Origin of the sequence: Paenibacillus sp. B2(2019), from assembly GCF_008370385.1 — a bacterium.
In the GTDB taxonomy this organism is placed as follows: domain Bacteria; phylum Bacillota; class Bacilli; order Paenibacillales; family Paenibacillaceae; genus Paenibacillus_AQ.
Genome location: NZ_VTZR01000005.1, coordinates 1 through 24,464 on the forward strand (window position 1 = coordinate 1; position 24,464 = coordinate 24,464).

Sequence of the window (24,464 nt, forward strand, 5' to 3'; positions counted from 1 at the left end):
CCGCTCCTGTTGCCCCTGTCACTCCAGCTGCTCCAGTCACCCCGTCGGCTCCCGTTGCTCCTGTCGCTCCATCGGCTCCCGTTGCCCCTGTCACTCCGTCGGCTCCCGTTGCTCCTGTCACTCCGTCGGCTCCCGTTGCTCCTGTCACTCCGTCGGCTCCTGTTGCTCCAGTTACACCTGCCGCTCCTGTTGCTCCAGTCGCTCCATCGGCTCCCGTTGCTCCAGTCACTCCATCCGCTCCCGTTGCTCCAGTCGCTCCATCCACTCCCGTTGCTCCAGTCGCTCCATCCACTCCCGTTGCTCCGGTCACTCCGTCGGCTCCCGTTGCTCCGGTCACTCCATCGGCTCCCGTTGCTCCAGTCACTCCATCGGCTCCCGTTGCTCCAGTCACTCCATCCGCTCCCGTTGCTCCAGTCGCTCCATCCACTCCCGTTGCTCCGGTCACTCCGTCGACTCCTGTTGCTCCGGTCACTCCATCGGCTCCCGTTGCCCCTGTTGCTCCATCGGCTCCCGTTGCACCTGTCACTCCGTCGGCTCCTGTTGCTCCGGTCACCCCATCGGCTCCCGTTGCTCCAGTCGCTCCGTCTGCCCCTGTTGCTCCAGTCGCTCCATCGGCTCCCGTTGCTCCTGTCGCACCATCGGCTCCCGTTGCTCCTGTCACTCCGTCGGCTCCTGTTGCTCCTGTCACTCCGTCCGCTCCCGTTGCTCCAGTCGCTCCGTCTGCCCCTGTTGCTCCAGTCGCTCCATCGGCTCCCGTTGCTCCTGTCGCACCATCGGCTCCCGTTGCTCCTGTCACTCCGTCGGCTCCTGTTGCTCCTGTCACTCCGTCCGCTCCCGTTGCTCCAGTCGCTCCGTCTGCCCCTGTTGCTCCAGTCGCTCCATCGGCTCCCGTTGCTCCTGTCGCTCCATCGGCTCCCGTTGCACCTGTCACTCCGTCCGCTCCCGTTGCTCCAGTCACTCCATCGGCTCCCGTTGCACCAGTCACTCCATCGGCTCCCGTTGCTCCGGTCGCTCCTCCGGCTGCCCCTGTTGCACCAGTCGCTCCGTCGGCTCCAGTTGCTCCTGTCGCTCCAGTCGCCCCGTCTGCTCCGGCTGCCCCTGTCGCACCAGTCGCTCCGGCGGCTCCCGTTGCTCCATCCGCACCGGTTGCCCCTGTCGCTCCATCTGCTCCATCCGCACCGGTTGCCCCTGTCGCTCCATCTGCTCCATCCGCACCCGTTGCCCCTGTCGCTCCGTCTGCTCCTGTTGCCCCAGTTACCCCTACCGTTGCTCCGAGTAATTCAGAATGGACTAGTCGGTGAGCAGCCACAATTTGACCCACACTATTTTTTCCCCAGACTGAAATTTGAATTGGATCATCTACCAGGCTTAAAGTCGTAAAAATAAATTCAAATGCATCAAAATCCGCATAATAATCTGTTGTTACAACTTGATCAGGCATAACATTAACAAGCTGACTAACATACATGGTTCTTGTCCCATTCATATAATATCCTTGAACGAGAACCGTAGAAGAAACAACGTCACTTCGGTTATCGATTTTGATCGTAACATGTTGAGTAGGTCGTATACCTCCCACCATGGTATTATCTATCGGCCCAGTAGATAAATAGCTCAATTCTCAACACTCCTTTAGATTATTCCTACATGTTTTTCCCACGCTACTATACGATGAGAATCTACCAATTCTCCTGAAGCCTGTTTTCCCCAGACCGAGATCCCTACCTCTGCTTCAACAACTTCTAATGTTGTAAATTCAAATGCAAATGCATCTAAATCTGCAAAATAGTTCCTAGTTAGAACTTGGTTAGGTGCGAGATTAATCATTTCATTCACATACATCGATCTTGACCCATTTAGCAAAAATCCCTGAATAACAAGATTATATGGATTAAGAGAATCACGATTAACTACTTTTACTGTTACGATTTGTGTCTGTCTGACCCCTAGAATTGGACTATTATCTATAGGTCCGGTTGAGAATAAAGCCATCTTTTTCACTCCTCTCTTCTGCTGCAGTTTGAAAAATAAAAAAACTATAAAACTAGTAACATGGTTCATAATTAATAGCTCTATATAGTAATATTCTGTATTCAAAGTTAATGTGTGGACATTTATGCAAAGGAATTGCCACTCAAAAAAAGACAACCTTCTATTCTTTGAATTTGTAATCTACTAATCGGACAATCTTAAACTCAAGCATTTTCTACGTTTTTCTAACTAACACCCTATTGCTTTTTTCGAAATATTCGTTATACTGATAAAAATTATTCAAGCATCGATGAGCGGGAGAGTAGTTAACGTGTTCTAGTCCACAGTGAGCCGGGTAAGTGCAAGCCGGTACAGATCACTTAATGAAGCGCACCCGTGAGATGGACTTCTGAACCTAAGTAGGAAGTCCCGGCTGAAGACCGTTATCCTGTAAGGTGGCTAAATATCTGTTTAGCAACGAGAGTGGTACCGCGAGCGCTAAAGCCCTCGTCTCTTTTGAGACGAGGGCTTTTTTGTATTTTCAAAGGAGGGTATAAAATGTTAAGTCAAATCATCAAACACAGCATTGAACAAAGTGTAAAAAAAGTATTCCACACCTTAGAAGTTGCCTACCCAAACGATGTTGCAATTCTGATCGAACAGCCAGCTAATCTAGAGCATGGTGATTATTCCTGCAATATTGCTATGCAGCTAGCCAAACTCCTGCGTAAATCCCCTCTCGTCATAGCAGAGTTAGTAAAAGCAGAAATTAAATTACAAGAGAGGTACACGGGTCTTTTACAAAAAGTCGAAGTAGCTGCTCCTGGATTTATTAATTTGTATATGAATTGGCAGGTGTGGGCTAAACATTCCTTTAATCTGCCTGACAGCACAAGGGAAAAGGTCATCATAGAGCACACTTCAATCAATCCAAATAAAGCTGCTCATGTAGGTCATCTGAGAAATGCTTGCATCGGCGATGCGCTGGTCAGAATAATGAAAAGAACCGGACATAACGTAGAGGTCCATAACTATGTGGATGATCTGGGCAACCAGCTGGCAGATACAGTCGTTGGTTTATTAAATGTACCTTTAGAAGGGGAACATCAACGTTTCGGTGATTATTGCTGGGATCTATATGCCAAAGTGAACAAAGAATATGCACGGAATCCAGAGATCACTCACAAGCGCACGGATATGCTGCATGCCCTTGAACAGGGTGATGGTAATGAGGCGTGGCTGGGCAACCTAGTCGCTGAACGTATTGTGAGAGAACATGTAGCGGAAATGAAGCGTTTTGGTATTCACTATGACCTGCTGGTGTGGGAGAGCAATATTTTAAAAGAAGGCTTCTGGACAGCCGCATCTGAGCTATTGAAGCAAACGGCAGTTTTTGTACAGGAGACTGAAGGTAAGCTTGCGGGCTGCTGGGTGCTAAAGCAAGGGACAGAGGTTAGCAGTGGAGCGGATTCAGAGGATCATCAGATGGATAAGGTGCTTGTGCGTTCGAATGGGATTTTGACGTACACAGCCAAAGACATTGCTTATCATCTCTGGAAATTCGGTCTACTATCCAAAGATTTCACCTACAGTGAATTCTCGTCTGGTTTATGGACCACAGGATTAACTGGAACCCCTGAGCCTTATGGACATGCCGACCGTGTTATTAACGTGATCGATTATAGACAGGAATATCCGCAACAAATGGTTAAGCAGGCTTTAGGAGCACTAGGATATAACGAGCAGGCTGAGAAGCTCCATCATGTAAGTTATGGCGTTGTTTCTCTTAGTCCGGCCTCTGCTGCTGAGCTGGGGATAGATGTTTCAGAAGGGAAATCTTCTTATGCCATGTCCGGGCGCCAAGGAATCGGCGTTAAGGTGAGCGATTTAGTAAAGCTTATGGAACAGAACATAGAACATTCGCGCTCCGATAAAGAGGGTCTTTCCAGCCATATCATTGCAGCTGCTGCTATTCGTTATTATCTGCTGCGGTTTAATCTGGGAACGGAAATCGTGTTTGATTTCAAACAGGCTACCGAAATATCCGGTAATACCGGGGTTTATCTGATGTACACCTATGCCCGTGCCAGTAGTGTTTTGAGCAAATCTACAATCCCATTCAGCACAGATGCCTCAAAGCTTCAATTTCCACTCGAAATGGAAAAAGCAGAGCTCGCTTTGCTGAGACAGCTTAGCCTCTGGCAGGAGACATTGTATTCTGCCAGCATAGAATTGACGCCGAATATACTCTGCACATACGCGCATACCTTAGCCACACTTTTCAATAACTTCTATTCTATATGTCCGATTTTAAAAGGTGCGGGGGCTACCATCGCCTTTCGCCTCTGGCTCACTTCGAGATTTAAGGATACTTTAGGGGATGTACTTGAAGTGCTTGGGTTACCGACACCGAGCCGTATGTAGTACAAAAAGGGCAATCTCCACGCTTATCGCGGAGATTGCCCTTTCTTTATTATCTTACTTATAAATGTCTATCACATTTCCAGCTTCTACGCAGAGACGATCAAAGTCCTCACGTTTGATACGGATACCACCACTACGGTAGCGATTAAGCGTACCTTCGGCTTGCACTTCTGTACCGTTAACAGTAATCCGACTGTTATCAGAGCCCGTAAGGTGATAAATAAAGTCTACCTTAGTGCCTGCATATTCAAAGCTAAAGCGCATTCCGTCCAGCGACTCCGGCAGAATTGGATCGACGATTAAATCTCCGCCTTCCGTACGGATCCCCAGTGCATTCGAGATCAACTGGTTCATGTAGATCCCAGGACCGCTTGAATAGATTCTCCAGCCACCTTTAACCGCTACGTCACCATTACGCAGTTTATCGAAATTCTCCTGTGCCTCGTAACGGGTGTTAAATTTACCATCCGAGCTACTGAAATAAGAGTTAGCCTGACGTAGTTCAGCGTTTGGCACCACGTCGCGGATTCCGATCGGATTGATCGCCGCTAGGCCATTCCAGACCTGATCGGTTTTCCCTAGCTTAGCCATAGCTTCTACATAACGGATGTGTGCATGTACATATTGAAGTCCAATTTCCCGACCAAAGTTAGAAGCTTGCTCCGCACGTTTGAAATGGGTGCTTACGCCGCCAACATATTGAGCTGGACGGTTCATCAGACGAACGCCATCTGGACAGAACAGTTTATCTTGGATTACTTCATAGTGGGCTTCGGCTTGTTCTGGTGTAAGCAGCTCACTGATCATACTGCGCGTCATTGGCAGCAGACGGTATTGGATCCCTGTTTCCGTATCACTTGGATGCACCATAAGCTTCACTTGCTCTGGGTCCTCCATATACAAGAAGCCTGGAATTACCTCAGATTGAAGCATATGTGTGTTGAAATCCTCACGGATTCCCTCCACCATCGCTTTCAGCTCTTCCGAACCTGCTGGATCAACTTTATGAAGCACTTCTGAGAACTGATTCAATGTCTGATAGGTAAGCGCCACTGTCCAACTGCTAACCATGTACTGCTTCAGCTGTGGATTAGCCGGTTGGAGTGTATCATCCCAGTCTCCATCACCGTAAGAAGACAAATGCGTGTCATGCAGGAAGTGATTCTTAATATAAGCAACTTCCTTCCGTGCATGATCCAGCAGCGTCGCTTTTTCCTCTGTAAAATCAAAGCTATGCTTACGAGTATAAGGCACAGTCGCTTGCAAAATACTGTAGTCTTGCGTTACCGCCAAATAGTCTCCAAGCACTTTGAGTGGCCATACAATAATATCTCCATGGCTCTCCTCTTGCTGAATCTTCGTATATTTATCAAACATGAACCACTGTGGCCAGTTACCATCATCTTCATATTGATGAGCATACAGGGTCAGTAATATTTCACGAACCTGATCGTATTTTTGCGTAGCCATGAAGTATTCCACTGGTCCCTGACACACATCACGGGTTCCCCAAGCAGCGCCGCCGTATTGTTCCAATCCGTGAGGGACTGAATAATGGACGAGCATATTATGTGTATACCACCAAGCTAGAGCATTTACCTTAAACAACTCACCTTCTGACCCATCACCTAACGTCAAACGGAAGCCATTCATAACCCCGCTATAGAACTCGCGGTATGCGGAAATTTCCTCTTCAGCTGTACGGCTGCTCGATTGAATCTCCTTACCATCCAGAAGACCTTGAATGTTCAATGTCCACTCACTGCTCTCCGACAGTTCCAGAATAGCAAGCGGTGCATCTGACTTCTCAGCATGAGAGACAAGTCTACCTTCATTTTGAAGAGTGAAATCTGCTCCCTGTACCTGGAATTTATATTGCAGATCAGGATATTCTCCTGCACTTAGTGCACTTCTATCAGCCGAGAAGGTTACGGTTCCCTCTTCTTGCTTGAATTGATATGGAAGCTCGTATTCGTTAACGTTCATAGTGATTTGATTAGTGACTAAATAACGATAAGCTTTTCCACTTTCCGTACGTACATTCAGGAATATCTCCGGGGAATCTGCCGTAGTGTAGTTCGTAATAATAAAACATTCGCCATCTGTTCTGTAATACCAACGGGCATAGTTGAAACCAACTTCGAACAATGAAGGCATGGTCAAGAGGCGGTACTCGCCATTCCACTGCACATAGATTCGTTGTCCCGAAGCTTTTGGAATATTAAGCGCATTTCTAGGATTGGACATTAGCTTGTTGAAATTGGTATTGCCAATGACTACTTGGGAGTTAAAGATCCCGTACATATAAGAAGTTGTCGTGATAACCTTATCGTTAAGTCGAGCGTTGTCCCCACTCATCAGAATATGACCATGCGGTCGCTCTACTCTGAGTTCCTTCTCTTTCAATACAACATGCTCATAATTTTCCGTGAAGAAAGACAGAAGCTGGTCTCCCTCTTTTTCCTCTTGATAGCGAACCGGGAACAAGGCTTCGAGCTCTTCAGCCGTTAGAGAATTTGCAGCTAGCGGTGCTCCCAGCTCTTTCGTCAAGAAAGAACGCTCGAGCGGCGCTTCAGCTTCTAAAGGCATCTCTTTTACCGTTTCCCAAGCCGCAGTAACATCCTTCGTGAATTCTAACGAGCTAATCGCTTTTGGATGATCTTGCTTGAACAATCCATAAAATACAAACTGGGCTTCCCCGCTCAGCTTCACCCGCTCCGATTGCAGGGCAGTATAAGCGAATTCATATTGATAGATTTCATTACTTAATTGCTCACGACTCAAGCTTTCCGGTTGATTGGTCTCTTTATAAGACAATCCAAAGAATTGAAAACCATCCGTAGAGAAGCTTGCTGCCTTAGTGATTGCACCCTGTTGTAGATATGGAAATTTTCCACCTTGCGGTTGATTCTGTCTGGAACATACTACATATCCCTTTGACTGATCCTCGAATACGGCGTGGTCAATATACTGTGACAGGTAGGCTTCATTACTGCGAACAGCACCGATATCGGCAATACCCACATCTTGTCCGTACACGAGATCCACATCTGCATCTTGACCTGTAAGCTTCACGTCCCAGAACCAAGCGCCTTGAGCCGTCGGAGTAAAAATAACCTGATACTCGATATTTTCCGCAGTACCTTCCCAAACCAAGCGGTTCCCAGCCTTACGTACAGTGCTTGAGGAATGAATGCCCAGCAAAGGAACAGCTTGAATGCTTCCATTACTATGAATGCGTAAATATAGGTTGGATAAGGAGCCATCCACGATATTAGGCAGCAATTGATTGATCATTGTTCGTTCATGGAGAACTTGGAACAAGTCCCCGCTGTTTGTAAAAGTGAATGATAAGTCTCCAGCGTTTAAATGGATGTTAGAATTCATATTAGTAGTCATATTCTTGCACTCCTCTATTACGACAGCCTGTGTCGTATATATTCTACTTAAGCTAATGTTAAGCGAAAATCGCGTTCTTTAACCTCTTGGCTATTTGGACCCACAAACAATTTGAATTGTCCCGGATCACTGATAAAGCTTAAGTCGCTATGATAGTAACGAAGCTGTTCTTCTGTAAGCGTAAAGCTCACTTCCTGGCTTTCTCCCGGGGAGAGGCTGATCTTAGCAAAATCTTTCAGTTCCTTCATTGGTCTGACAACTTCTCCTGAAATGTCTCGGATATAGAGCTGCACTACCTCTTCACCTTGTACATTACCCGTATTAGTCACCGTAACAGTTACTTTAATAGGCTGATCCTTCGTCATTATTTCACCGGACAGGATCGGTTCACTGTAGCCAAATGTCGTATAGCTAAGACCAAAGCCAAATGGCAGGAACGGCTCATTAGGAATGTCCAGATATTGTGAGACATAACGCTTGTCCGCACCCGGTGCATGTAGAGGACGTCCAGTGTTGAAATGATTGTAATAGACCGGAATTTGCCCAACAGATACAGGGAAAGACATCGTTAATCTTCCTGACGGATTCTCGTCACCATACAGTAGACTGGTAATCGCCGCGCCGCCCTCGCTTCCTGGGAACCAGGCTTCCAGAATAGCATCCGCGTTCTCGATCACACCACTAAGATCCAGCGGACGTCCGTTAAACAACACCACCACAACAGGCTTACCCAGCATCTTCATACGTTGCAAAAGCTCACGCTGCGCTTCCGGCAAGCGGATATCTGAACGACTTCCAGCTTCTCCGCTCATATCCGAATGTTCTCCAAGCGCCAGCACAATCACATCGGCTTCCAGCGCTGCCGCTTTCGCCTCCAGCCATTGCTCTTCTGTAAAGCTCTCAATCCCGGAGCCTTCTGCAACGGTAACCTTACCTGCAGCTGCACGAGCTTCAAAAGCTGGAGCAAGACGGCTAGCTTCTTCTGTTGAACCCAACCAGGACCATGGTCCAAGAATATCTCCGTTATTAGCAAACGGTCCGATTAGCGCAATCCGCTGCTCTGTCGCAAGCGGCAGAACCTGATCATTCTTCAGTAGAACGCAGGATTTAACCGCTAATTCTCTCGCTGCTGTCCGGTGAGCATCACAGAAAATTACCTCGCGCTCTTTCTCTATATCTGCCCCACGTAACGGATTCTCAAACAAGCCCAGTCTTTGTTTCAATTTCAAAATACGAAGTACGGCTTCATCAATGATACTTTCATCCACTTGCCCATCTGCTACAAGAGCTGGCAGTTGGTGCACATAACACTCTGTCATCATCTCGATATCCACGCTAGCTTTGATAGCTTTAAGTGCTGCTTCAGCCTCATCCTCGGCGACACCATGTGGGATCAGTTCCTTCACCGCGCCCCAATCCGAGATCAACACGCCGTCAAAGCCCCATTCCTCACGCAGCAGCTGACGAAGCAGCTTAACGTTTCCGCTTATTGGAATCCCGTCAATCGTGTTGAACGAAGTCATAACCATTTCTGCACCCTCATCCAGTGCTGCACGATAGGCTGGCAGATAATATTCCCGTAGCTGACGTTCTGATAAATCGACCGTATTATAATCCCGTCCGCCTTCGGATAGACCATAGGCTGCAAAGTGCTTAACGCAAGCCGCCAGACGACTTACATCACCAGTCAAGTCATTTCCTTGAAATCCACGTACAAATGCACGGGCAAACCTACCATTCAAATAAGGATCTTCGCCGGTAGACTCCATCACTCTTCCCCAACGCGGGTCCCGAACAAGGTCCGCCATAGGGGCAAAAGTAACGTGCACACCAGATACTGCCGCTTCTTTAGCAGCAATCTCCGCGCTTAGCTCCGCTCGTTCCATATCCCAAGAGCAACCAATCGCCAGTGGCACCGGAAAAATCGTCTTAAAGCCATGCACGATATCCGCCATCATCAGCAGTGGAATACCCAATCTATTTTTACGTAAATGAGCTTCTTGGACGGCAATGACTTGCTCTGCGCCCGAAAGTCCAAGTACTGAACCACTGTTCTCAATCATGTGATCCGTAATCCCCATGGATGCCATAGGGCCAGTGATTTGCCCTCCTTCTTCCGCTCCTTCATAGAAATTAGCAGCTAGCTGCTGCAATTGTGCTATTTTCTCTTCAAGCGTCATCTGGTTCAACAGGGACGTCAGTTGCTGGTCTTTCATCTCAAATCCTCCATAATATCTCTTTCTGCAATTGCTCATTGCTCTTAGTTGTACAAGAAATCAAAAGTTGTCTTCAGATGCTCCTCCCAGAATCTCCATTCATGTGTTCCGGGAGTCTCAACATATTGAAATGTATAGGGACTCGCTTGCATATGAGAAGCAAATTCCCGGTTCATCTCCACAAATGGATCTTCCGAGCCACAGCAGGTCAAAATTGAAGGCAGCTTACGTTTATCGTCGACCAATTTAGCCGCTAAAGCATACAGATCTTGATCCGGCTTAACTTGTAAGCGTTTTCCGAAAGTGCCTGCCATCTCCCTCGCCATATCCGAAGACATTTGCGGGTCTTTCAATCTTTTCTGAATATCTGTAACGCCTGATAAGGAAACTACTTTGCTGTAACGCTCAGGATAGGTAAGTGCACATTTTAGCGCCCCATATCCGCCCATCGATAGTCCGGCAGCATACGTCTTTTGCGGATCATCATCCAGTCTCATCATTCGGCCACAAAGCTCAGGAAGCTCTTGCGTAACATAGTGGAAGTAATCCAGTCCGTACTCCATATCTGTATAATAGCTTCTTCCGACCTGAGGCATTATGACTGTACAGCCATACTTGTTAGCATACTGCTCAATGGTGGTCAGCCTGTACCATGTGCTAGCATTGTCGCCAGCACCATGTAACAGATAGAGCGTTCCTCCGGTGGTATTGCCCGAATCAACGGGGGAGATGATACTGATGGTCGTTGTCATTCTTAAGGTAGGAGAACCAGTCTCAACGGTTAGAAGTGCCATATGTCATCTCCTTACGGAACCTTTTTTAAAATATAAGAAATTATATGCTTACGCAATAAATTATCCTTCTATTTCTCGCTCAAACGCTTACCGTCCTTATAAGGACGCCGAAGGCGTTTATGCTTGTTTATTAATCTTCTTACAAGATCCCCGCTTAACCAAAACAGACTCGAATACCACATGTTTGTTCTCCGATTGTCCCGAAATCAGGTCAAACAGAATTTCAACACTGGCTTTCGCCATATCCACCCCAGGTTGGCTAATCGTATCCAGCGATGGGTGATAGTATTCTGCCATCTCTATACCGTCAAATCCGATGATCGAAATATCATTTGGAATCGATAGACCCAAAGACAATAAAGCCTTGGCAGCTCCGATAGCGATGGTATCTGATGCGGCAAATACAGCGGTGATATCTTTTTTCTTATTAAGCAGTCTTTTCGTAGCCGTAAACCCAGAACTTGGACTGTATTCACAATCCTCTACCAAGGAAGCATCATACTCAATCCCATGATCCTCAAGCGCCTTAATATAACCCATAAGACGACGGTTTCCGGTAGTATGCTGAACCAAAGGAAATCTGGCCAAAAAGCAAATGTTCCGGTGTCCGAGTGAAATTAGATAGCTCACAGCTTTATAAGACTCTTGCATATCATCAATGATCACACTGGAGAATACGGCAGGATCAACATCCTTCGTAGTCGTGATGGTAGTCAAAACGAATGGGATCGGCAATTGTTTGAATTTTTCTTCAGAATGGTCATATGTACCACCCATAAAGATTACCCCGTATAAATTCTTTTCCTTCACAAGCTGAAGAGCAGCATTGATCTCATCCACTCCGTCTTCAACATGCTGGATCAGAAGCGGGCAGCCGCGCAGATTCACTTGACGCTCTACTTCTTTGATCATGTCTGCAAAAAACGGATTTGCAATCCCCTTAACCATAAGTGCTATCGTATTAGAACGCGTTTTTTTCAGATTGCTTGCATTTCCATTTGGAATGTAATTATGTTCTCTTACAACAGCCATTACTTTAGCTCTGGTTGCATCACTTACGACACCGGAGTTATTAATTACCCTGGAGACCGTGGCGATACCAACGCCTGATAGCCTTGCAATATCCTTGATATTCATAATTCCCCCTGTTTCACCCCTATAATGAGCTCCCCTGCACCTGATGAAATCAGCTTGGTGGAAACGCATAAAATGATGGGAAACGTTTCCCATGACATCATTTTGACTGTTTTCGTATCTAAATCGCTTAATACGTTCATTATGGACAGATATTTTTTAGAAGTCAACCTATGATTTTTGACTAAAAATGATTCGCATCTCAAATTCGTTTTAAATTTTAATTGTTTTGATGCTAAATAGTAGTCTTTCTGCTTGCATTGACTTTAAAATAAGAATAGAATAGCATCGATTTAGCTAATTAATATCTAGTCAGAGGAAACGTTTCCACATCATTTTCAATCATTTCGACTACCAAACTTCCTAATCCCAGCTTGGAATCTAAGAAAGAGAGGGCTACATTTTATGTTAAACATGACTCGCTTCGAAGCCCAGATCCGCGAACGTGGATTGAATGTGTTCAATGTTCGTGTGCTTCAAAATGGAACGTTAGTGGGAAAAGTGGATCTCGCAGAGGATATTCGGCGCTTGCAGCATTCGGTCAGCAAATCTTTTACATGCATGGCGGTGGGTCTAGCCATCGAAGAAGGAAAACTATCACTAAATACAACACTTAAGGATGTGTTTCCAGAATATGCATTCACTCATAAAGAAGTCCTTCCTTCCATGCAACCTGGGGAGTTGACCTTGTTCGATTTACTACGTATGAGTACAGGGCATGATTCCCCACCGTTTTGGGTTGAAGAAAGAATGGCCTTGAAGGATGTAAATTGGATACAACATTATCTATCGCTACCTTTAGACAGACCTCCTGGGGAACAGTTTACCTACAGCAGCGGGGATACCATTATGATCTCTGCAATGGTTCAGGCCCGTGTCGGACAAACCGTAAAAGATTACCTCGTTCCCCGCCTCTTTACCCCACTAGGCATAGAAAACGTCGATTGGGAAACGGCCCCTCAAGGGATTACCCTCGGTTGTGCCGGGCTTCAGATCAATACGGAAGAACTAAGCCGATTTGGACAGCTTCTTTTGCAAAAAGGAATGTGGAAGGGACAGCAGCTTATTCCCGCAGCTTGGGTTGATTTTGTTACACAAAAGCAGATCGAAAATAACGGAGCTGGTGATTGGGGCCAAGGGTACAGCTGTCAATTCTGGTTGTGTACGCACGATGCTTATCGTGCCGATGGTGCTCATGGTCAATTCTGCATTGTTGCACCGGATGCACAAGTGGTAATCGCTATTAACAGTATGGAAGATAATATGCAGGCTATTCTAGACACTGTCTGGGAGGAGATCTGGCCGCTTCTTTAGCGGTGGGCATATGCAAGACAGCCTTCTCACGGGAAGGCTCAAGGTGCCGAGAAAGTAGTGGAGGCTACTTTCTCGGCACCTTCTTTTCGTATAATTAGGCCAACCCAAATTATAGGGTGGCCTTTTTGAGAGTAATTAGGGAAAAGCTCCCTCTATTTAGCCGATAATTGCTTGAAATGAATGAAAAGAGGGAAATCCTCCCTAAAAATCGGGGGAATATCTATATTCGCCAACGAATTAGTTAAATTATAGGGAGGATTTCCCTAATTATTAGTCTATTGAGTAGAAAGCTCTGAATTATAGGGAGATTTTCCCTAATTATCTGTCAGAGCTTCAGTTTACTTACTTTGGCGAGGATGCTCTGCACGCAAAAACAGCCCTCCCGAAGGAAGGCTGTTACTTGCCCCGAGCGGGATGCAGCCCTTTCGGGCTGACTGCGAAGCTGATCCTATCGATGCTTATGCTCCGACGAACCACCCGGGCTTCTCTTTCCCTACGCAAAAACAGCCCTCCCGAAGGAAGGCTGTTACTTGCCCCGAGCGGGATGCAGCCCCTTTCGGGCTGACTGCGAAGCTGATCCTATCGATGCTTATGCTCCGACGAACCACCCGGGCTTCTCTTTCCCTGCACGCAAAAACAGCCCTCCCGAAGGAAGGCTGTTACTTGACGTCCCGGAAGGGATTCGAACCCCTGACCGTGCGCTTAGAAGGCGCATGCTCTATCCAGCTGAGCTACCGGGACATATAAGAATTAATGATATGTATTGACGCAACGATATTTATTATACCTTATTCAGCAGAATTTTCAAGATCAAACATTTTGGAAAATAAGTAATCTTAATCCTATTTTAATAATAACAAGGGTATCCTAGCTATTTTCATAGCTTACGGATACCCTCATTTCTACTCCATATTACTCCAGATTCCGAAAATGCTGCTCCAGCTGCTTTTTTAAATCTCCGTATGTCATTAATTCTCTCTGAAACTTGGAACGTTCATCTTCTGGCGTCATAATCATACTGCCTGTAAATGCGCTCGAAGTCACATCTTTAAAAGCATCATGCATATTGTTATCAAACCAATCGGTAGAAGTATCTGCGTCGTTAGTGAGGATACGGACAATCTCATAGCCTTCTTCGCGCTGATCTTCTACGATATACACCAAAAGCGCAGGATCACTAACAGCACCTGGCAATACACCTACTTCTGCACAAGGCGCACCGTCATACTCCATCATTCTGCGAATTTTGGCATCTTTAATATAATACACCTGTCATCCTTCCCTCCTGGCAAATTCCTCTCTCCCCTAGTGTTCGGATAAGGACATACATTTTATGCCTTCCTTCGGCATATATCTGTATTACTTGGCAAAAAAGTAAGGACAACAATCGCACAAAAAGAGAGGATGAACCATCATGTGCGGAATAACCGGATTTATCCAGTGGCGCGGAGATCTCACGCAGCACTCGCAGTTGCTGGTCAAAATGACTGAAACTTTAGCAAACCGCGGACCCGATGCAGCTGGAACTTGGATTTCAGGTCCTTGCGCATTCGGTCACCGCAGACTTAGCGTTATCGATCCAGAGAACGGCGCGCAGCCTATGATCACCCGCCATGAAGAACAGGTATACGCGATTGTGTACAACGGCGAATTATATAACGCACCCGAGCTCAAACAAGAACTTAAGCAGCGGGGTCATCAATTCCGTACCCAATGTGACACCGAGGTTCTGCTGCATGCCTATATCGAATGGGGACCGGATTGTGCAGAGAAGCTCAATGGGATCTTTGCCTTTGCAGTGTGGGACGGACTTCGGGATCAGGTCTTTTTTGCACGTGACCGCTTAGGTGTGAAGCCTCTGTTCTATAGTAAAGTGGATGACGTCTTAGTTTTCGGATCAGAGCCTAAGGCGCTGCTGCAGCACCCCAAGGTACAGCCAATAGTCGGGCCAGAAGGGTTAGCGGAAATTTTTATTATCGGTCCAGCCCGTACGCCAGGACACGGTGTTTATAAGGATATGCAGGAACTTCGTCCGGGGCATGCCATGATCTATAGTCGCGAAGGTCTACGTAGTTACGCTTATTGGAAGCTGGAAAGCGCAAAACATACTGACAATGAAGCAGAGACAGCCGCTAAAGTACGTGAACTGCTGCAGGATACGCTCGAACGCCAACTGGTCTCAGATGTTCCTGTCTGCTCGCTCTTGTCAGGAGGGCTGGACTCCAGTGCGCTGACAGCACTTGCAGTGGACTACTACAACCGAAACGGCCAGGGAAGAGTGGATACGTATTCCGTCGATTATGTCGACAACGACAAGCACTTCAAGAGCCATACTTTTCAGCCCGGAGCAGATGGTCCATGGATTAAACGAATGGTCGATGAATTAAATACGAACCATCACTATATCTCATTTGATACGCCAGAGCTTGTAGAAGCACTTGATAATGCGCTGTACACACGCGATTTACCTGGGATGACCGATGTTGACTCTTCTTTGTATTTATTTTGCCGTGAGATTAAAAAGAATGCTACTGTAGCCATTTCCGGCGAAGCTGCCGATGAGATTTTTGGCGGATATCCTTGGTTCCATCGGGAGGAGATGCTCTCCTCGGGCACTTTTCCTTGGTCAGTTGCTCCTAAAATGCGTGCAAGTCTATTATCCCCTGAAGTTAATGAATGGATTCGGCCGCTGGAATATTTGGGTGACAGATACAGTGATGCAGTAGCCGAAGTCCCAACATTGGATGGGGAGACAGGTAAACAAGCACAAATGCGCGTAATGTCCTATTTAAACATCACCCGCTTCATGCCTACTTTGCTCGACCGTAAGGACCGAATGAGTATGGGCGCCGGACTAGAGGTACGTGTTCCTTATTGTGATCATCGCCTCGTTCAATATGTCTTTAATATTCCTTGGGAAATCAAGAACCTGAACGGTCGTGAAAAAGGGATTTTGCGCAAAGCGCTTGAGGGAATTCTTCCAGATGATGTGCTATATCGTAAAAAAAGTCCTTACCCGAAAACCCACAATCCAGCCTATTTAAAAGCAGTGCGAACACAAGTATTGAACATTCTAGATGACTCTACTTCGCCTATACTTCCTTTAATCGATGCTGCCAAAATCCGTGAGATCGCTGCCTCCCCAGAGTCCTCAACAAATCTGCCTTGGTTCGGTCAGCTCATGTCAGGTCCTCAGCTGTTTGCTTATCTCGCTCAAGTAGATCTCTGGCTGCGTAAATATAACGTCTCTATCCAATAAGCAACAAGCCAAACAGCAAGTCCCCGTACCGGTGGCTTGCTGTTTGGCTTGTATTCGTAATTTTTAGAAATTAAAATTGTCCGGATCCGGACCGAAACGATGGTCTCTGTTCAAATCTTCGATGGCTTTAACATCCTCATCACTTAACGTGAAGTCAAAGAATCCTGCATTCTCCTTGATTCGATCCGCATGTACCGATTTCGGAATCGTAATAACGCCTTGCTGCAAATCCCAGCGAAGTACAATTTGAGCAGGGGTCTTATCATACTTTCCAGCCAGCTCTTTAAGGAGGGGTAGATCTAAGTTTCCTTGCATTAGCGGACTCCAAGCTTCAAGCTGGATTCCTTGCTCATTGGCATACTTCAGCAACTCGCGCTGAGTCAATAGCGGATGGAATTCCACCTGGTTTACCACTGGAACTACGCTAGTGTCCTCGATGATATCCTTCAGATGATGAATCTGAAAATTGCTCACACCGATAGATTTGATGAGACCCTCTTTTTGCAGATGAATCAGAGCTTTCCAAGTCTCCCGATACTTTCCTGCCACCGGCCAATGTATGAGATACAAATCTATATAGTCCAGCCCCAGCTTGCGCCGGCTAACTTCGAACGCTTTCAGCGTTGATTCATAGCCTTGATCAGGGTTGCGCACTTTCGTCGTAATAAACAGTTCATCACGGGCCACTCCACATTCACGAATAGCCTGACCTACACCTTCTTCGTTATTGTAGCCAGCAGCCGTATCAATACTGCGATATCCAAGCTCCACTGCGGTCTTGACCGCGTGAATAACCTCTTCCCCATCTTTAGTCTGATACACGCCAAGGCCTAGCCATGGCATGGTCACTCCATCATTTAAAGTCGGACCTCCCGAGAACGGTGCATTCAATTCACTCATCGCTTAACCCTCCAAGCTTATTGTTATTTCATTAATCTTACTTAACCTAAATTCACGCTTCAGAAGCAAGCGCTACCACAAAAGTATAGCAGACTGCTTCATCATTCCCAAAATCCTCATAAAAAAACGGAGGCATATATAAAGCCCCCGCTCTTCTTTATTTCTCAATCAGTTTGAAATCGTCAAAATGGAATTCTGGAGAAACGATACAGGATACCAGGACCGGTTCTGATCCTAACGGGCGAGCCGCCTGCCATACGCCTGCTGGAACTACGACCTGCGGCTGTTGACCTGCAGCAATATCGAGACCCAGAATAACTTCCTGCACATTCTCAGGCTTATCTCCATTACCTCCGAGACTAAGCACTATTGGACTACCGGAATGCCAGAACCAAACTTCATCGGACAAAACAGTATGCCAATCAGATTGTTCCCCCTCGTGTAGCAAAAAATAAATCGAAGATGCCGAATGGCGCGATCCGGAATAGCTATCCCCAAGCACTTCCTGCGGAATTTCAAATTCGGAGTTCCAAAGTCTTTTGTACCAACCGCCCTCAACATGGGGCTGTAATCCGAGCAGTTCAACTAACGGTGAGATTTCTTTTTGTGTCACGGTAGCTTCTCTCCTTCAAAGTTTGCATGAGCAACAATAGCTTCGTATGCATAGGGTTGTTTTTGCTTTTTACTTTAACGGAAGAAGCACGAATTGTAAAATCTATTTACTATCCTTGCTCGCTTTGAATACCTCAGCAATCGCCCCAAGACTTCCCAGCGTTTCAACAGCGCTTGTTGGCAAGAACACTTTATTTGCAGGACCTTTGGCGATTTCAGCCAGAGCCTCGAAGGAGCGATATGCGAGCACATGCTCATCCAGACCTGCTGAGCGAATCAGCTCAATGCGTGATTTTTCTGCTTCAGCCACTGCTTGAATTGCTTTCGCCTCACCATGAGCTTCCAGCTCCTGTGCTTGTCTTGAACCCTCTGCTTGGCGGATACGTGCTTCCTTGTCGCCTTCCGCTTTCAGAATCTTGCTCTGCTTATCCCCTTCAGCACGCAGGATCATATCTTGCTTGGCAGCTTCCGCTTCCAAAACAATCGCCCGTTTGCTCCGCTCCGCTTTCATCTGCTTATCCATTGCTTCTTGAATATCGAGCGGCGGCTTGATATCGATGACTTCCACACGCTCGATTCTTACGCCCCACTTCTCTGTAGCCTCATCAAGCGCCAGACGAATATCAGTTGAGATTTTTTCACGCCCAGACAGCGTTTCGTCCAATTCCAGCTTACCAATAATTTGCCGCATAGTTGCCGTTGAAATGTTTCTTACCCCATATACATAATCGGAAATGCCATACGTAGCTTCCTCTGGTCCCACTACCTGATAGAAAATAATCGTGTCGATCTGCACCTGCACGTTATCCTTCGTGATCACCGTTTGCGGAGGCACATTCGCTTGTTGAATCCTTAGATCATGGTAAGTACGCACCTGATCAATCACAGGTATCAGAATGTTCAGACCCGGCGTCAGTAGACGATTGAATTTACCCAGACGTTCCACTACACCTACCCGTTGTTGCGGTACGATTTTGATCGTTAATGCCACAAATACTACGACTACCACTAGAATAATTGAAATAATTGCCCATTCCATTAGTTCATATCCCCCCATCGTTCTACTTCAATAATGGTCGTGCCTCTCTTCACTACTCTGACCACTTCGTCCTTGCCCAAAGACTGGTCAGAGCTCGCGCTCCACGTATCTCCGCCTACCTTCACTTGCCCGTAGCGCCCCTGCTCAATCGGCTCAATGACAACTCCTTGCCTGCCTACGATTTCTGTGCCTGTATCCTTGAACCCACGTGAACTGCGAAATTTAGAAACCAGTGGTTTCGAGAATATAGTCAGACCAAGTGCGACCAGTGATCCGAGGATCACCTGAAACAAAATGGCTTCAGGAACAATCATCGACACCACACCTGCGGCCAACGCACCAATACTAAGCCATAGCAGATAAAAAGTAAGCGTCATCATCTCTACAACAAACAGGACACCGGCTGCGATCAACCAAAACACAACCATCGGTGAACCCACCACCTTCCTTATGATACTACTATAACGAAAAGAAACAGCGATGCGTTGCGTAATTCCGTAAAAATATTGCAGGCATGTATATAATTTATATTCATAACATCGGAGGTTATGTGTTCTGCATGAGTTTCCTTAAAAAGAGGACATACACCTTTTCTATCAAAGTTCACCTAAACAAGTATCCATGAATTAGAAAAATGTCCCCCTATATTACTGAATTTTATCCCTAGCATAATCGCTCTCTATGCTTGAAAATAAGAAATGCCTTCACCCATAAATAAGAAATTAATCCTAATTATTGAACTCCAAACCCACTCTTCTACTCACCCTACACCCCTTCAACAATGTTACATCTACAAGTTTGTCAAAAAGTAATCCTTAAAACAGCAGTTTAGAAAGCGCTTACTTATTGTGTAAACCTTATGTAGACCGCTATTTTTTTGCTGCAAAATCTATGAACTTGGTGTCAGTAGAATGAGAGATTTGCAAGGGTGAAGGTACAGGTGAATTTCAAACTATGGGAGGTGAAGGTTGGGATTTCTTGCCGAAAAGAATTTCGAACTACACATTGAACCTTGGAGGTATAAAATCAATGATATTTACGAAAAAAAGTTCACGTAAGACCTTTGCGATCGCGATGATCGCCGCGCTTGTTCTTACACTTTTTTCAGCCCTGGGTAGTAGTGCCAAAACGGCCAACGCCGCACAGGATTATAAACTGGTTGGTTATTACGCTTCTTGGGCCGCTTACGGGCGGGCTTACAATGTATCAGATATCGATCCTACCAAAATGAATGTCATTAACTACGCCTTCGCAGATATTTGTTGGAATGGCATTCACGGAAACCCTGACCCTACCGGCCCTAATCCGGTAACATGGAGCTGTCAAAATGAGCAAGCACAGACCATTAACGTTCCGAACGGCACGATTGTTCTGGGTGACCCGTGGATTGACACCGGAAAGAGCTTCGGAGATGACAAATGGGATGACCCCATCAAAGGTAATCTGAAGCAGCTATGGAAGCTGAAAGAAAAGAACCCGAACCTGAAAACGTTGATCTCCGTTGGGGGCTGGACCTGGTCGAACCGTTTCTCGGATGTGGCGGCTACAGCCGTAACCCGTGAGGTTTTTGCCAACTCAGCGGTAGACTTCATTCGTAAATATAAAATGGACGGGGTCGATCTAGACTGGGAGTACCCAGTCAGCGGTGGGCTCGCAGGCAACAGTTATCGTCCCGAAGACAAGGAAAACTATGTACTTCTACTGCAAAAAATTCGTGAGAAGCTAAATGCTGCCGGTCAGACCGATGGCAAAACCTACCTGCTGACCATTGCTTCCGGTGCAGGACCGACGTACGTCAATAACAATAATCTTGCAGGTATTGCTTCCATTGTTGACTGGATCAATATTATGACCTATGACTTCAACGGGAGCTGGAATAAGACCACCGGTCACAATGCTCCTTTGTACTATGATCCAGCCGCTTCTGCATCAGGCCTGACCGAACCGCAAAATTTTAACGTCGATAAAGCGGTAACCAGCTATTTAGCCAATGGCGTACCCGCGAACAAGTTAGTGCTTGGTATGGGATTCTATGGCCGTGGTTGGGGAGGTGCTCCTGCCGCAGGAAATGGCCAATATCAATTGTCCGCTGGTATTTCGTCCACGGGTACATGGGAAAAGGGTAGTTATGACTTCTATGACCTCGAAGCTAATTACATTAACAAAAACGGCTATACCCGTTATTGGAATGACATTTCTAAAGTGCCTTATCTCTATAATCCAACGAACCAAACTTTTATCAGCTATGACGACGTAGAATCTTTTGGCCATAAGATCAGTTATCTCAAATCAAAAGGCCTAGCGGGTGCCATGTTCTGGGAGACAAGTGGTGACCGGAACAAAACACTGACCAACAAGCTGAACGCCGACCTTGGCGGAGGAGTGGTACAGCCGACACCGACACCAACCGCAACAGCAACTCCCACACCATCGCCTACGGCAACCCCAACTCCAACCGCAACTCCGACTCCTACGGTAACTCCAACACCAACGGCTACTCCAGGACAATGCGCAGCGGCGTGGAACCAGACTGCCGTATATACTGGCGGCCAGCAAGTTTCTTACAACGGTTCAGTCTATGAAGCTAAGTGGTGGACTCAAGGCGATCGTCCCGACCTTAGCGGTGCTGCTGGAGTCTGGAAATTCATCAACGTATGCGGGACAGCAACTCCGACTCCGACGGCAACAGTGGCACCAACCGCAACTCCCACACCAACGGCCACTATAACACCGACAGCAACAGTAGCACCAACCGCAACAGTAGCACCGACAGCAACTCCGGCTCCAACCGCAACTGTAGCACCGACAGCAACTCCGGCTCCAACCGCAACTGTAGCACCCACCCCTGGGAGTTCTAGCTGGATTGTAGGAATCGCTTACAAAACGGGTGACATCGTTAGCTACAACGCCAAAACGTATACTTGCCTCCAGCCCCATATTTCACTTCAAGGCTGGGAACCAGCGACCACACCCGCACTTTGGAAGCTGAATTAAGACTCATTATTAACGCGAAAGGATCACCGTTCCTAATCTACTCCCGCAGTTATATTATCCCTTTTGGAGGAATGTTAAATGAACATAAGTACACGTAATAGGCGAAGTAAATCCGCACGCTACATTGCGGCCTTAATGAGCGCCATCATTCTGCTTCCGCTTTACACAAGTGCAGGTGGATCGTCGCAAGTAGCCTTAGCAGCAGGGACGACGCCTACTGCTCCAGCTCCGGCTGCAGATCATCCGCGTAAAATTGTAGCTTACTTCCCGGAGTGGGGAGATCAGGAGAACAAAGGATTTTATACTGTCGATAAAATACCGTGGGGCAAAATCACTCACATTAACTATGCGTTCGCCAAGGTAAACCCTCAAACGAACAAGATTGATCTGATGGACCGTACAGCAGCTATCGAAAAAGACTACCCTGACCAATTAACTAATTTGCCGTATAAAGGACATTTTAATCAACTCGTAAAGTATAAGCAGTTATACCCCGATGTCCGCACCCTGATTTCGGTTGGTGGTTGGTCGGGTTCTGGTGGTTTTTATAACATGGCCAATTCGGAAGCTGGCCGCGAGACCTTTGCCAACAGTGTTGTGGATTTTCTACGTACCTACCAATTCAACGGTGTGGACATTGATTGGGAGTACCCATCTGGTACTGGTCAATCAGGTAACCCGAATGACTTCGGTGTGGCTGAGCCGCTGCGCACAGTGAATTACAACAACTATGTTCTCCTCATGAAAAAGCTTCGTGAAAAGCTGGATCAGGCAGGCGCACAGGACAATCAGAAATATGACCTAACCATCGCCGCAACCGCCTCCTCTTGGATTCTGGGCGGAATGAAGCTAGGGGAAGCTAACCAGTATTTGGACTGGGCGAACCTTATGACCTATGATTTCCACGGCGCTTGGAATGGATATGTTGGGCCGCATTCCGCCCTGTACCCGGATTCTCGTGATACTGAAACAGCTGCGCTGGGCACTCCGGTTCTGAATACCGACTGGGCCGTTCGATACTATTTGGGTACGCTTCCTCCGGAAAAAATCGTCATCGGAGTTCCTTATTACTCACGTGGCTGGAAGAATGTAAATGGAGGCATCAACAACACCGGTCTTTATGGTACAGCTCCTACAACCGGAGGTGGAGCCGACGGCGTATACGGAATCTGGAATGATCCTGCACCAGAGCAGCCGGCTGGCGCAAATCCAATCTGGCATGTGCTGAATCTGCTCAAAGATCCAGCGAACAAACGTTATTTCGATCCTGTTACCAAAACTCCATACTTGTTCAACGCAGACAAGAAGGTCTTTCTTACGTATGAAGATAAGGAGTCACTCGGCTACAAACTGGATTATATCAAGCAAAAAGGCTTGGGAGGGATGATGTTCTGGGAACTGACCGGCGACTACTCTGAAAAGAGTGATGGCACTTACACGTATGGCAACTCGTTGACCGATTTTGCCTATGACCAGCTTAAGACAGCCTCTCTGCCAGGTGGAACTCCGAAGCCACAACTACCTGCACCTACGAACTTCAGTCTTAGCTTCAGTGGCGCTTACGATCATCCGAATTATACCTACTCCCTGAAGATAACGAATAACACAGGCGCGGATATCTCCGGTGGCTGGAAGCTGGAATTCGATCTACCGACAACAACAACCTTGACCTCTGCATGGGGAGCCGGTACTGTAGAGCAAATCTCTACGGATTGGGACTTTAATCGCTATCGTATTACCGGGACTGCATCTCAAACGATTGCAAACGGAGGCACACTGGAAGTTCCAGGCATGATGAAGCTGAATTTCTCGGGTGGTCCTCAGCGAATTACACTAAACGGAAGCTCGTCCCAGCAGGAATACGACAAACTGTATGGAGGCATCACTCCAACGCCGACACCTACTCCAACAGCGACACCGACACCGACAGCAACACCAACGGCGACGCCAACCGCGACGCCAACCGCAACGCCAACACCGAAGCCCACCGTAACACCGACGCCGACTGCAACCATAGCACCTACTCCAACACCAACCGTTGCACCAACGCCGACACCAACTATAGCACCTACTCCAACGCCAACCGTTGCACCAACGCCGACACCAACTACAGTACCTACTTCAACACCAAACGTAACACCAACGCCAACTGCAACACCGAGTCCGGGAATATCTGCCTGGGCAGCAGGAGTAGCATACAAAGCGGGTGATAAGGTTAGCTACAACGGGTTAACGTATACATGTCTGCAGCCCCACACTTCACTTCTGGGCTGGGAACCGACAGCGACACCCGCACTCTGGAAGCTGAACTAATTCAATAAATTATGCCTAGCCTTACAAATCAAAAGAAGCTTGCAATTCAAGGTACACCCCTTGGATTTGCAAGCTTCTTTATTTCATCTCATATG

General features: G+C 46.9%; 15 protein-coding genes, 1 tRNA gene, 1 pseudogene and 1 other annotated feature. Of the genes and pseudogenes, 5 read left to right on the forward strand and 12 right to left on the reverse strand.

The genetic code is table 11. The annotated features are described in order from the left end of the window. Positions 1-1,618: pseudogene (locus PAENI_RS06580) on the reverse strand (collagen-like triple helix repeat-containing protein); the annotation flags it as partial. Positions 1,619-1,632: 14 nt separating this feature from the next. After that, positions 1,633-1,992 carry a hypothetical protein gene (locus PAENI_RS06585; RefSeq protein WP_149644733.1) on the reverse strand — a complete coding sequence of 120 codons (360 nt, stop codon included), beginning with the start codon at positions 1,990-1,992 and terminating at the stop codon, positions 1,633-1,635. A gap of 280 nt (positions 1,993-2,272) precedes the next feature. Then, positions 2,273-2,489, forward strand: a binding site (T-box leader). A gap of 40 nt (positions 2,490-2,529) precedes the next feature. On the opposite strand from PAENI_RS06585, the gene PAENI_RS06590 reads away from it, so the two are divergent. Further along, positions 2,530-4,395 (forward strand): arginine--tRNA ligase, encoded by a 1,866-nt coding sequence (locus PAENI_RS06590; protein ID WP_149644734.1) that lies wholly within the window; start codon positions 2,530-2,532, stop codon positions 4,393-4,395. A 54-nt stretch (positions 4,396-4,449) separates the two neighbouring features. Here PAENI_RS06590 and PAENI_RS06595 read toward each other — a convergent pair whose 3' ends face one another. From PAENI_RS06595 to PAENI_RS06610, 4 genes are all read right to left on the reverse strand, one after another. Next, positions 4,450-7,794, reverse strand: coding sequence for a GH36-type glycosyl hydrolase domain-containing protein (locus PAENI_RS06595; protein ID WP_149644735.1), 3,345 nt, complete (start codon positions 7,792-7,794; stop codon positions 4,450-4,452). A gap of 47 nt (positions 7,795-7,841) precedes the next feature. Further along, complete coding sequence (locus PAENI_RS06600; protein ID WP_149644736.1) at positions 7,842-10,010, reverse strand: glycoside hydrolase family 3 N-terminal domain-containing protein; 2,169 nt, start codon at positions 10,008-10,010, stop codon at positions 7,842-7,844. A 44-nt stretch (positions 10,011-10,054) separates the two neighbouring features. Beyond that, the gene (locus tag PAENI_RS06605; RefSeq protein ID WP_149644737.1) at positions 10,055-10,804 is read right to left on the reverse strand and encodes an alpha/beta hydrolase; all 750 of its coding nucleotides are present in this window, start codon (positions 10,802-10,804) and stop codon (positions 10,055-10,057) included. 117 nt (positions 10,805-10,921) lie between these two features. Beyond that, entirely contained in the window at positions 10,922-11,941 is a 1,020-nt protein-coding gene (locus PAENI_RS06610; protein ID WP_042191311.1) for a LacI family DNA-binding transcriptional regulator, read from the reverse strand. Between the two features lie 411 nt (positions 11,942-12,352). Here PAENI_RS06610 and PAENI_RS06615 point away from each other — a divergent pair, with 411 nt between their 5' ends. Beyond that, a complete protein-coding gene (locus PAENI_RS06615; protein ID WP_262495537.1) occupies positions 12,353-13,252 on the forward strand; it encodes a serine hydrolase domain-containing protein in 900 nt (299 codons plus the stop codon). Between the two features lie 667 nt (positions 13,253-13,919). Here PAENI_RS06615 and PAENI_RS06620 read toward each other — a convergent pair. Then, positions 13,920-13,993 (reverse strand) — tRNA-Arg (locus PAENI_RS06620). 171 nt (positions 13,994-14,164) lie between these two features. After that, the gene (locus PAENI_RS06625; RefSeq protein WP_076286059.1) at positions 14,165-14,521 is read right to left on the reverse strand and encodes a hypothetical protein; all 357 of its coding nucleotides are present in this window, start codon (positions 14,519-14,521) and stop codon (positions 14,165-14,167) included. 145 nt (positions 14,522-14,666) lie between these two features. Between PAENI_RS06625 and asnB the strand changes: the two genes are divergently transcribed. Further along, positions 14,667-16,511 (forward strand): asparagine synthase (glutamine-hydrolyzing), encoded by a 1,845-nt coding sequence (gene asnB / locus PAENI_RS06630; RefSeq protein ID WP_149644739.1) that lies wholly within the window; start codon positions 14,667-14,669, stop codon positions 16,509-16,511. A 63-nt stretch (positions 16,512-16,574) separates the two neighbouring features. Here the strand turns inward: asnB and PAENI_RS06635 are convergent, their stop codons facing one another. From PAENI_RS06635 to PAENI_RS06650, 4 genes are all read right to left on the reverse strand, one after another. Continuing rightward, a complete protein-coding gene (locus PAENI_RS06635; protein ID WP_076286057.1) occupies positions 16,575-17,411 on the reverse strand; it encodes an aldo/keto reductase in 837 nt (278 codons plus the stop codon). A 157-nt stretch (positions 17,412-17,568) separates the two neighbouring features. Next, the gene (locus tag PAENI_RS06640) at positions 17,569-18,024 is read right to left on the reverse strand and encodes a cupin domain-containing protein (protein ID WP_076286056.1); all 456 of its coding nucleotides are present in this window, start codon (positions 18,022-18,024) and stop codon (positions 17,569-17,571) included. A 102-nt stretch (positions 18,025-18,126) separates the two neighbouring features. Then, on the reverse strand, positions 18,127-19,062 hold the full coding sequence (locus PAENI_RS06645; RefSeq protein WP_042191323.1) for an SPFH domain-containing protein: 936 nt from the start codon (positions 19,060-19,062) through the stop codon (positions 18,127-18,129). Beyond that, on the reverse strand, positions 19,062-19,490 hold the full coding sequence (locus PAENI_RS06650; RefSeq protein WP_149644740.1) for an NfeD family protein: 429 nt from the start codon (positions 19,488-19,490) through the stop codon (positions 19,062-19,064). Before PAENI_RS06650 ends, PAENI_RS06645 begins: the two co-directional genes overlap by 1 nt. Positions 19,491-20,091: 601 nt before the next feature. Between PAENI_RS06650 and PAENI_RS06655 the strand changes: the two genes are divergently transcribed. Both PAENI_RS06655 and PAENI_RS06660 read left to right on the forward strand, forming a co-directional pair. Beyond that, entirely contained in the window at positions 20,092-22,056 is a 1,965-nt protein-coding gene (locus tag PAENI_RS06655; RefSeq protein ID WP_149644741.1) for a glycosyl hydrolase family 18 protein, read from the forward strand. A gap of 78 nt (positions 22,057-22,134) precedes the next feature. After that, a complete protein-coding gene (locus PAENI_RS06660) occupies positions 22,135-24,369 on the forward strand; it encodes a glycosyl hydrolase family 18 protein (protein WP_149644742.1) in 2,235 nt (744 codons plus the stop codon). Positions 24,370-24,464: the final 95 nt, after the last annotated feature.

What these genes read in the sequence shown, in the direction of transcription:
- PAENI_RS06585 (WP_149644733.1), bottom strand. Translation starts at nt 1,992, where the DNA reads ATGGCTTTATTCTCAACCGGACCTATAGATAATAGTCCAATTCTAGGG.
- PAENI_RS06590 (WP_149644734.1), top strand. Translation starts at nt 2,530, where the DNA reads ATGTTAAGTCAAATCATCAAACACAGCATTGAACAAAGTGTAAAAAAA.
- PAENI_RS06595 (WP_149644735.1), bottom strand. Translation starts at nt 7,794, where the DNA reads ATGACTACTAATATGAATTCTAACATCCATTTAAACGCTGGAGACTTA.
- PAENI_RS06600 (WP_149644736.1), bottom strand. Translation starts at nt 10,010, where the DNA reads ATGAAAGACCAGCAACTGACGTCCCTGTTGAACCAGATGACGCTTGAA.
- PAENI_RS06605 (WP_149644737.1), bottom strand. Translation starts at nt 10,804, where the DNA reads ATGGCACTTCTAACCGTTGAGACTGGTTCTCCTACCTTAAGAATGACA.
- PAENI_RS06610 (WP_042191311.1), bottom strand. Translation starts at nt 11,941, where the DNA reads ATGAATATCAAGGATATTGCAAGGCTATCAGGCGTTGGTATCGCCACG.
- PAENI_RS06615 (WP_262495537.1), top strand. Translation starts at nt 12,353, where the DNA reads ATGACTCGCTTCGAAGCCCAGATCCGCGAACGTGGATTGAATGTGTTC.
- asnB (WP_149644739.1), top strand. Translation starts at nt 14,667, where the DNA reads ATGTGCGGAATAACCGGATTTATCCAGTGGCGCGGAGATCTCACGCAG.
- PAENI_RS06635 (WP_076286057.1), bottom strand. Translation starts at nt 17,411, where the DNA reads ATGAGTGAATTGAATGCACCGTTCTCGGGAGGTCCGACTTTAAATGAT.
- PAENI_RS06645 (WP_042191323.1), bottom strand. Translation starts at nt 19,062, where the DNA reads ATGGAATGGGCAATTATTTCAATTATTCTAGTGGTAGTCGTAGTATTT.
- PAENI_RS06650 (WP_149644740.1), bottom strand. Translation starts at nt 19,490, where the DNA reads ATGGTTGTGTTTTGGTTGATCGCAGCCGGTGTCCTGTTTGTTGTAGAG.
- PAENI_RS06655 (WP_149644741.1), top strand. Translation starts at nt 20,092, where the DNA reads ATGATATTTACGAAAAAAAGTTCACGTAAGACCTTTGCGATCGCGATG.
- PAENI_RS06660 (WP_149644742.1), top strand. Translation starts at nt 22,135, where the DNA reads ATGAACATAAGTACACGTAATAGGCGAAGTAAATCCGCACGCTACATT.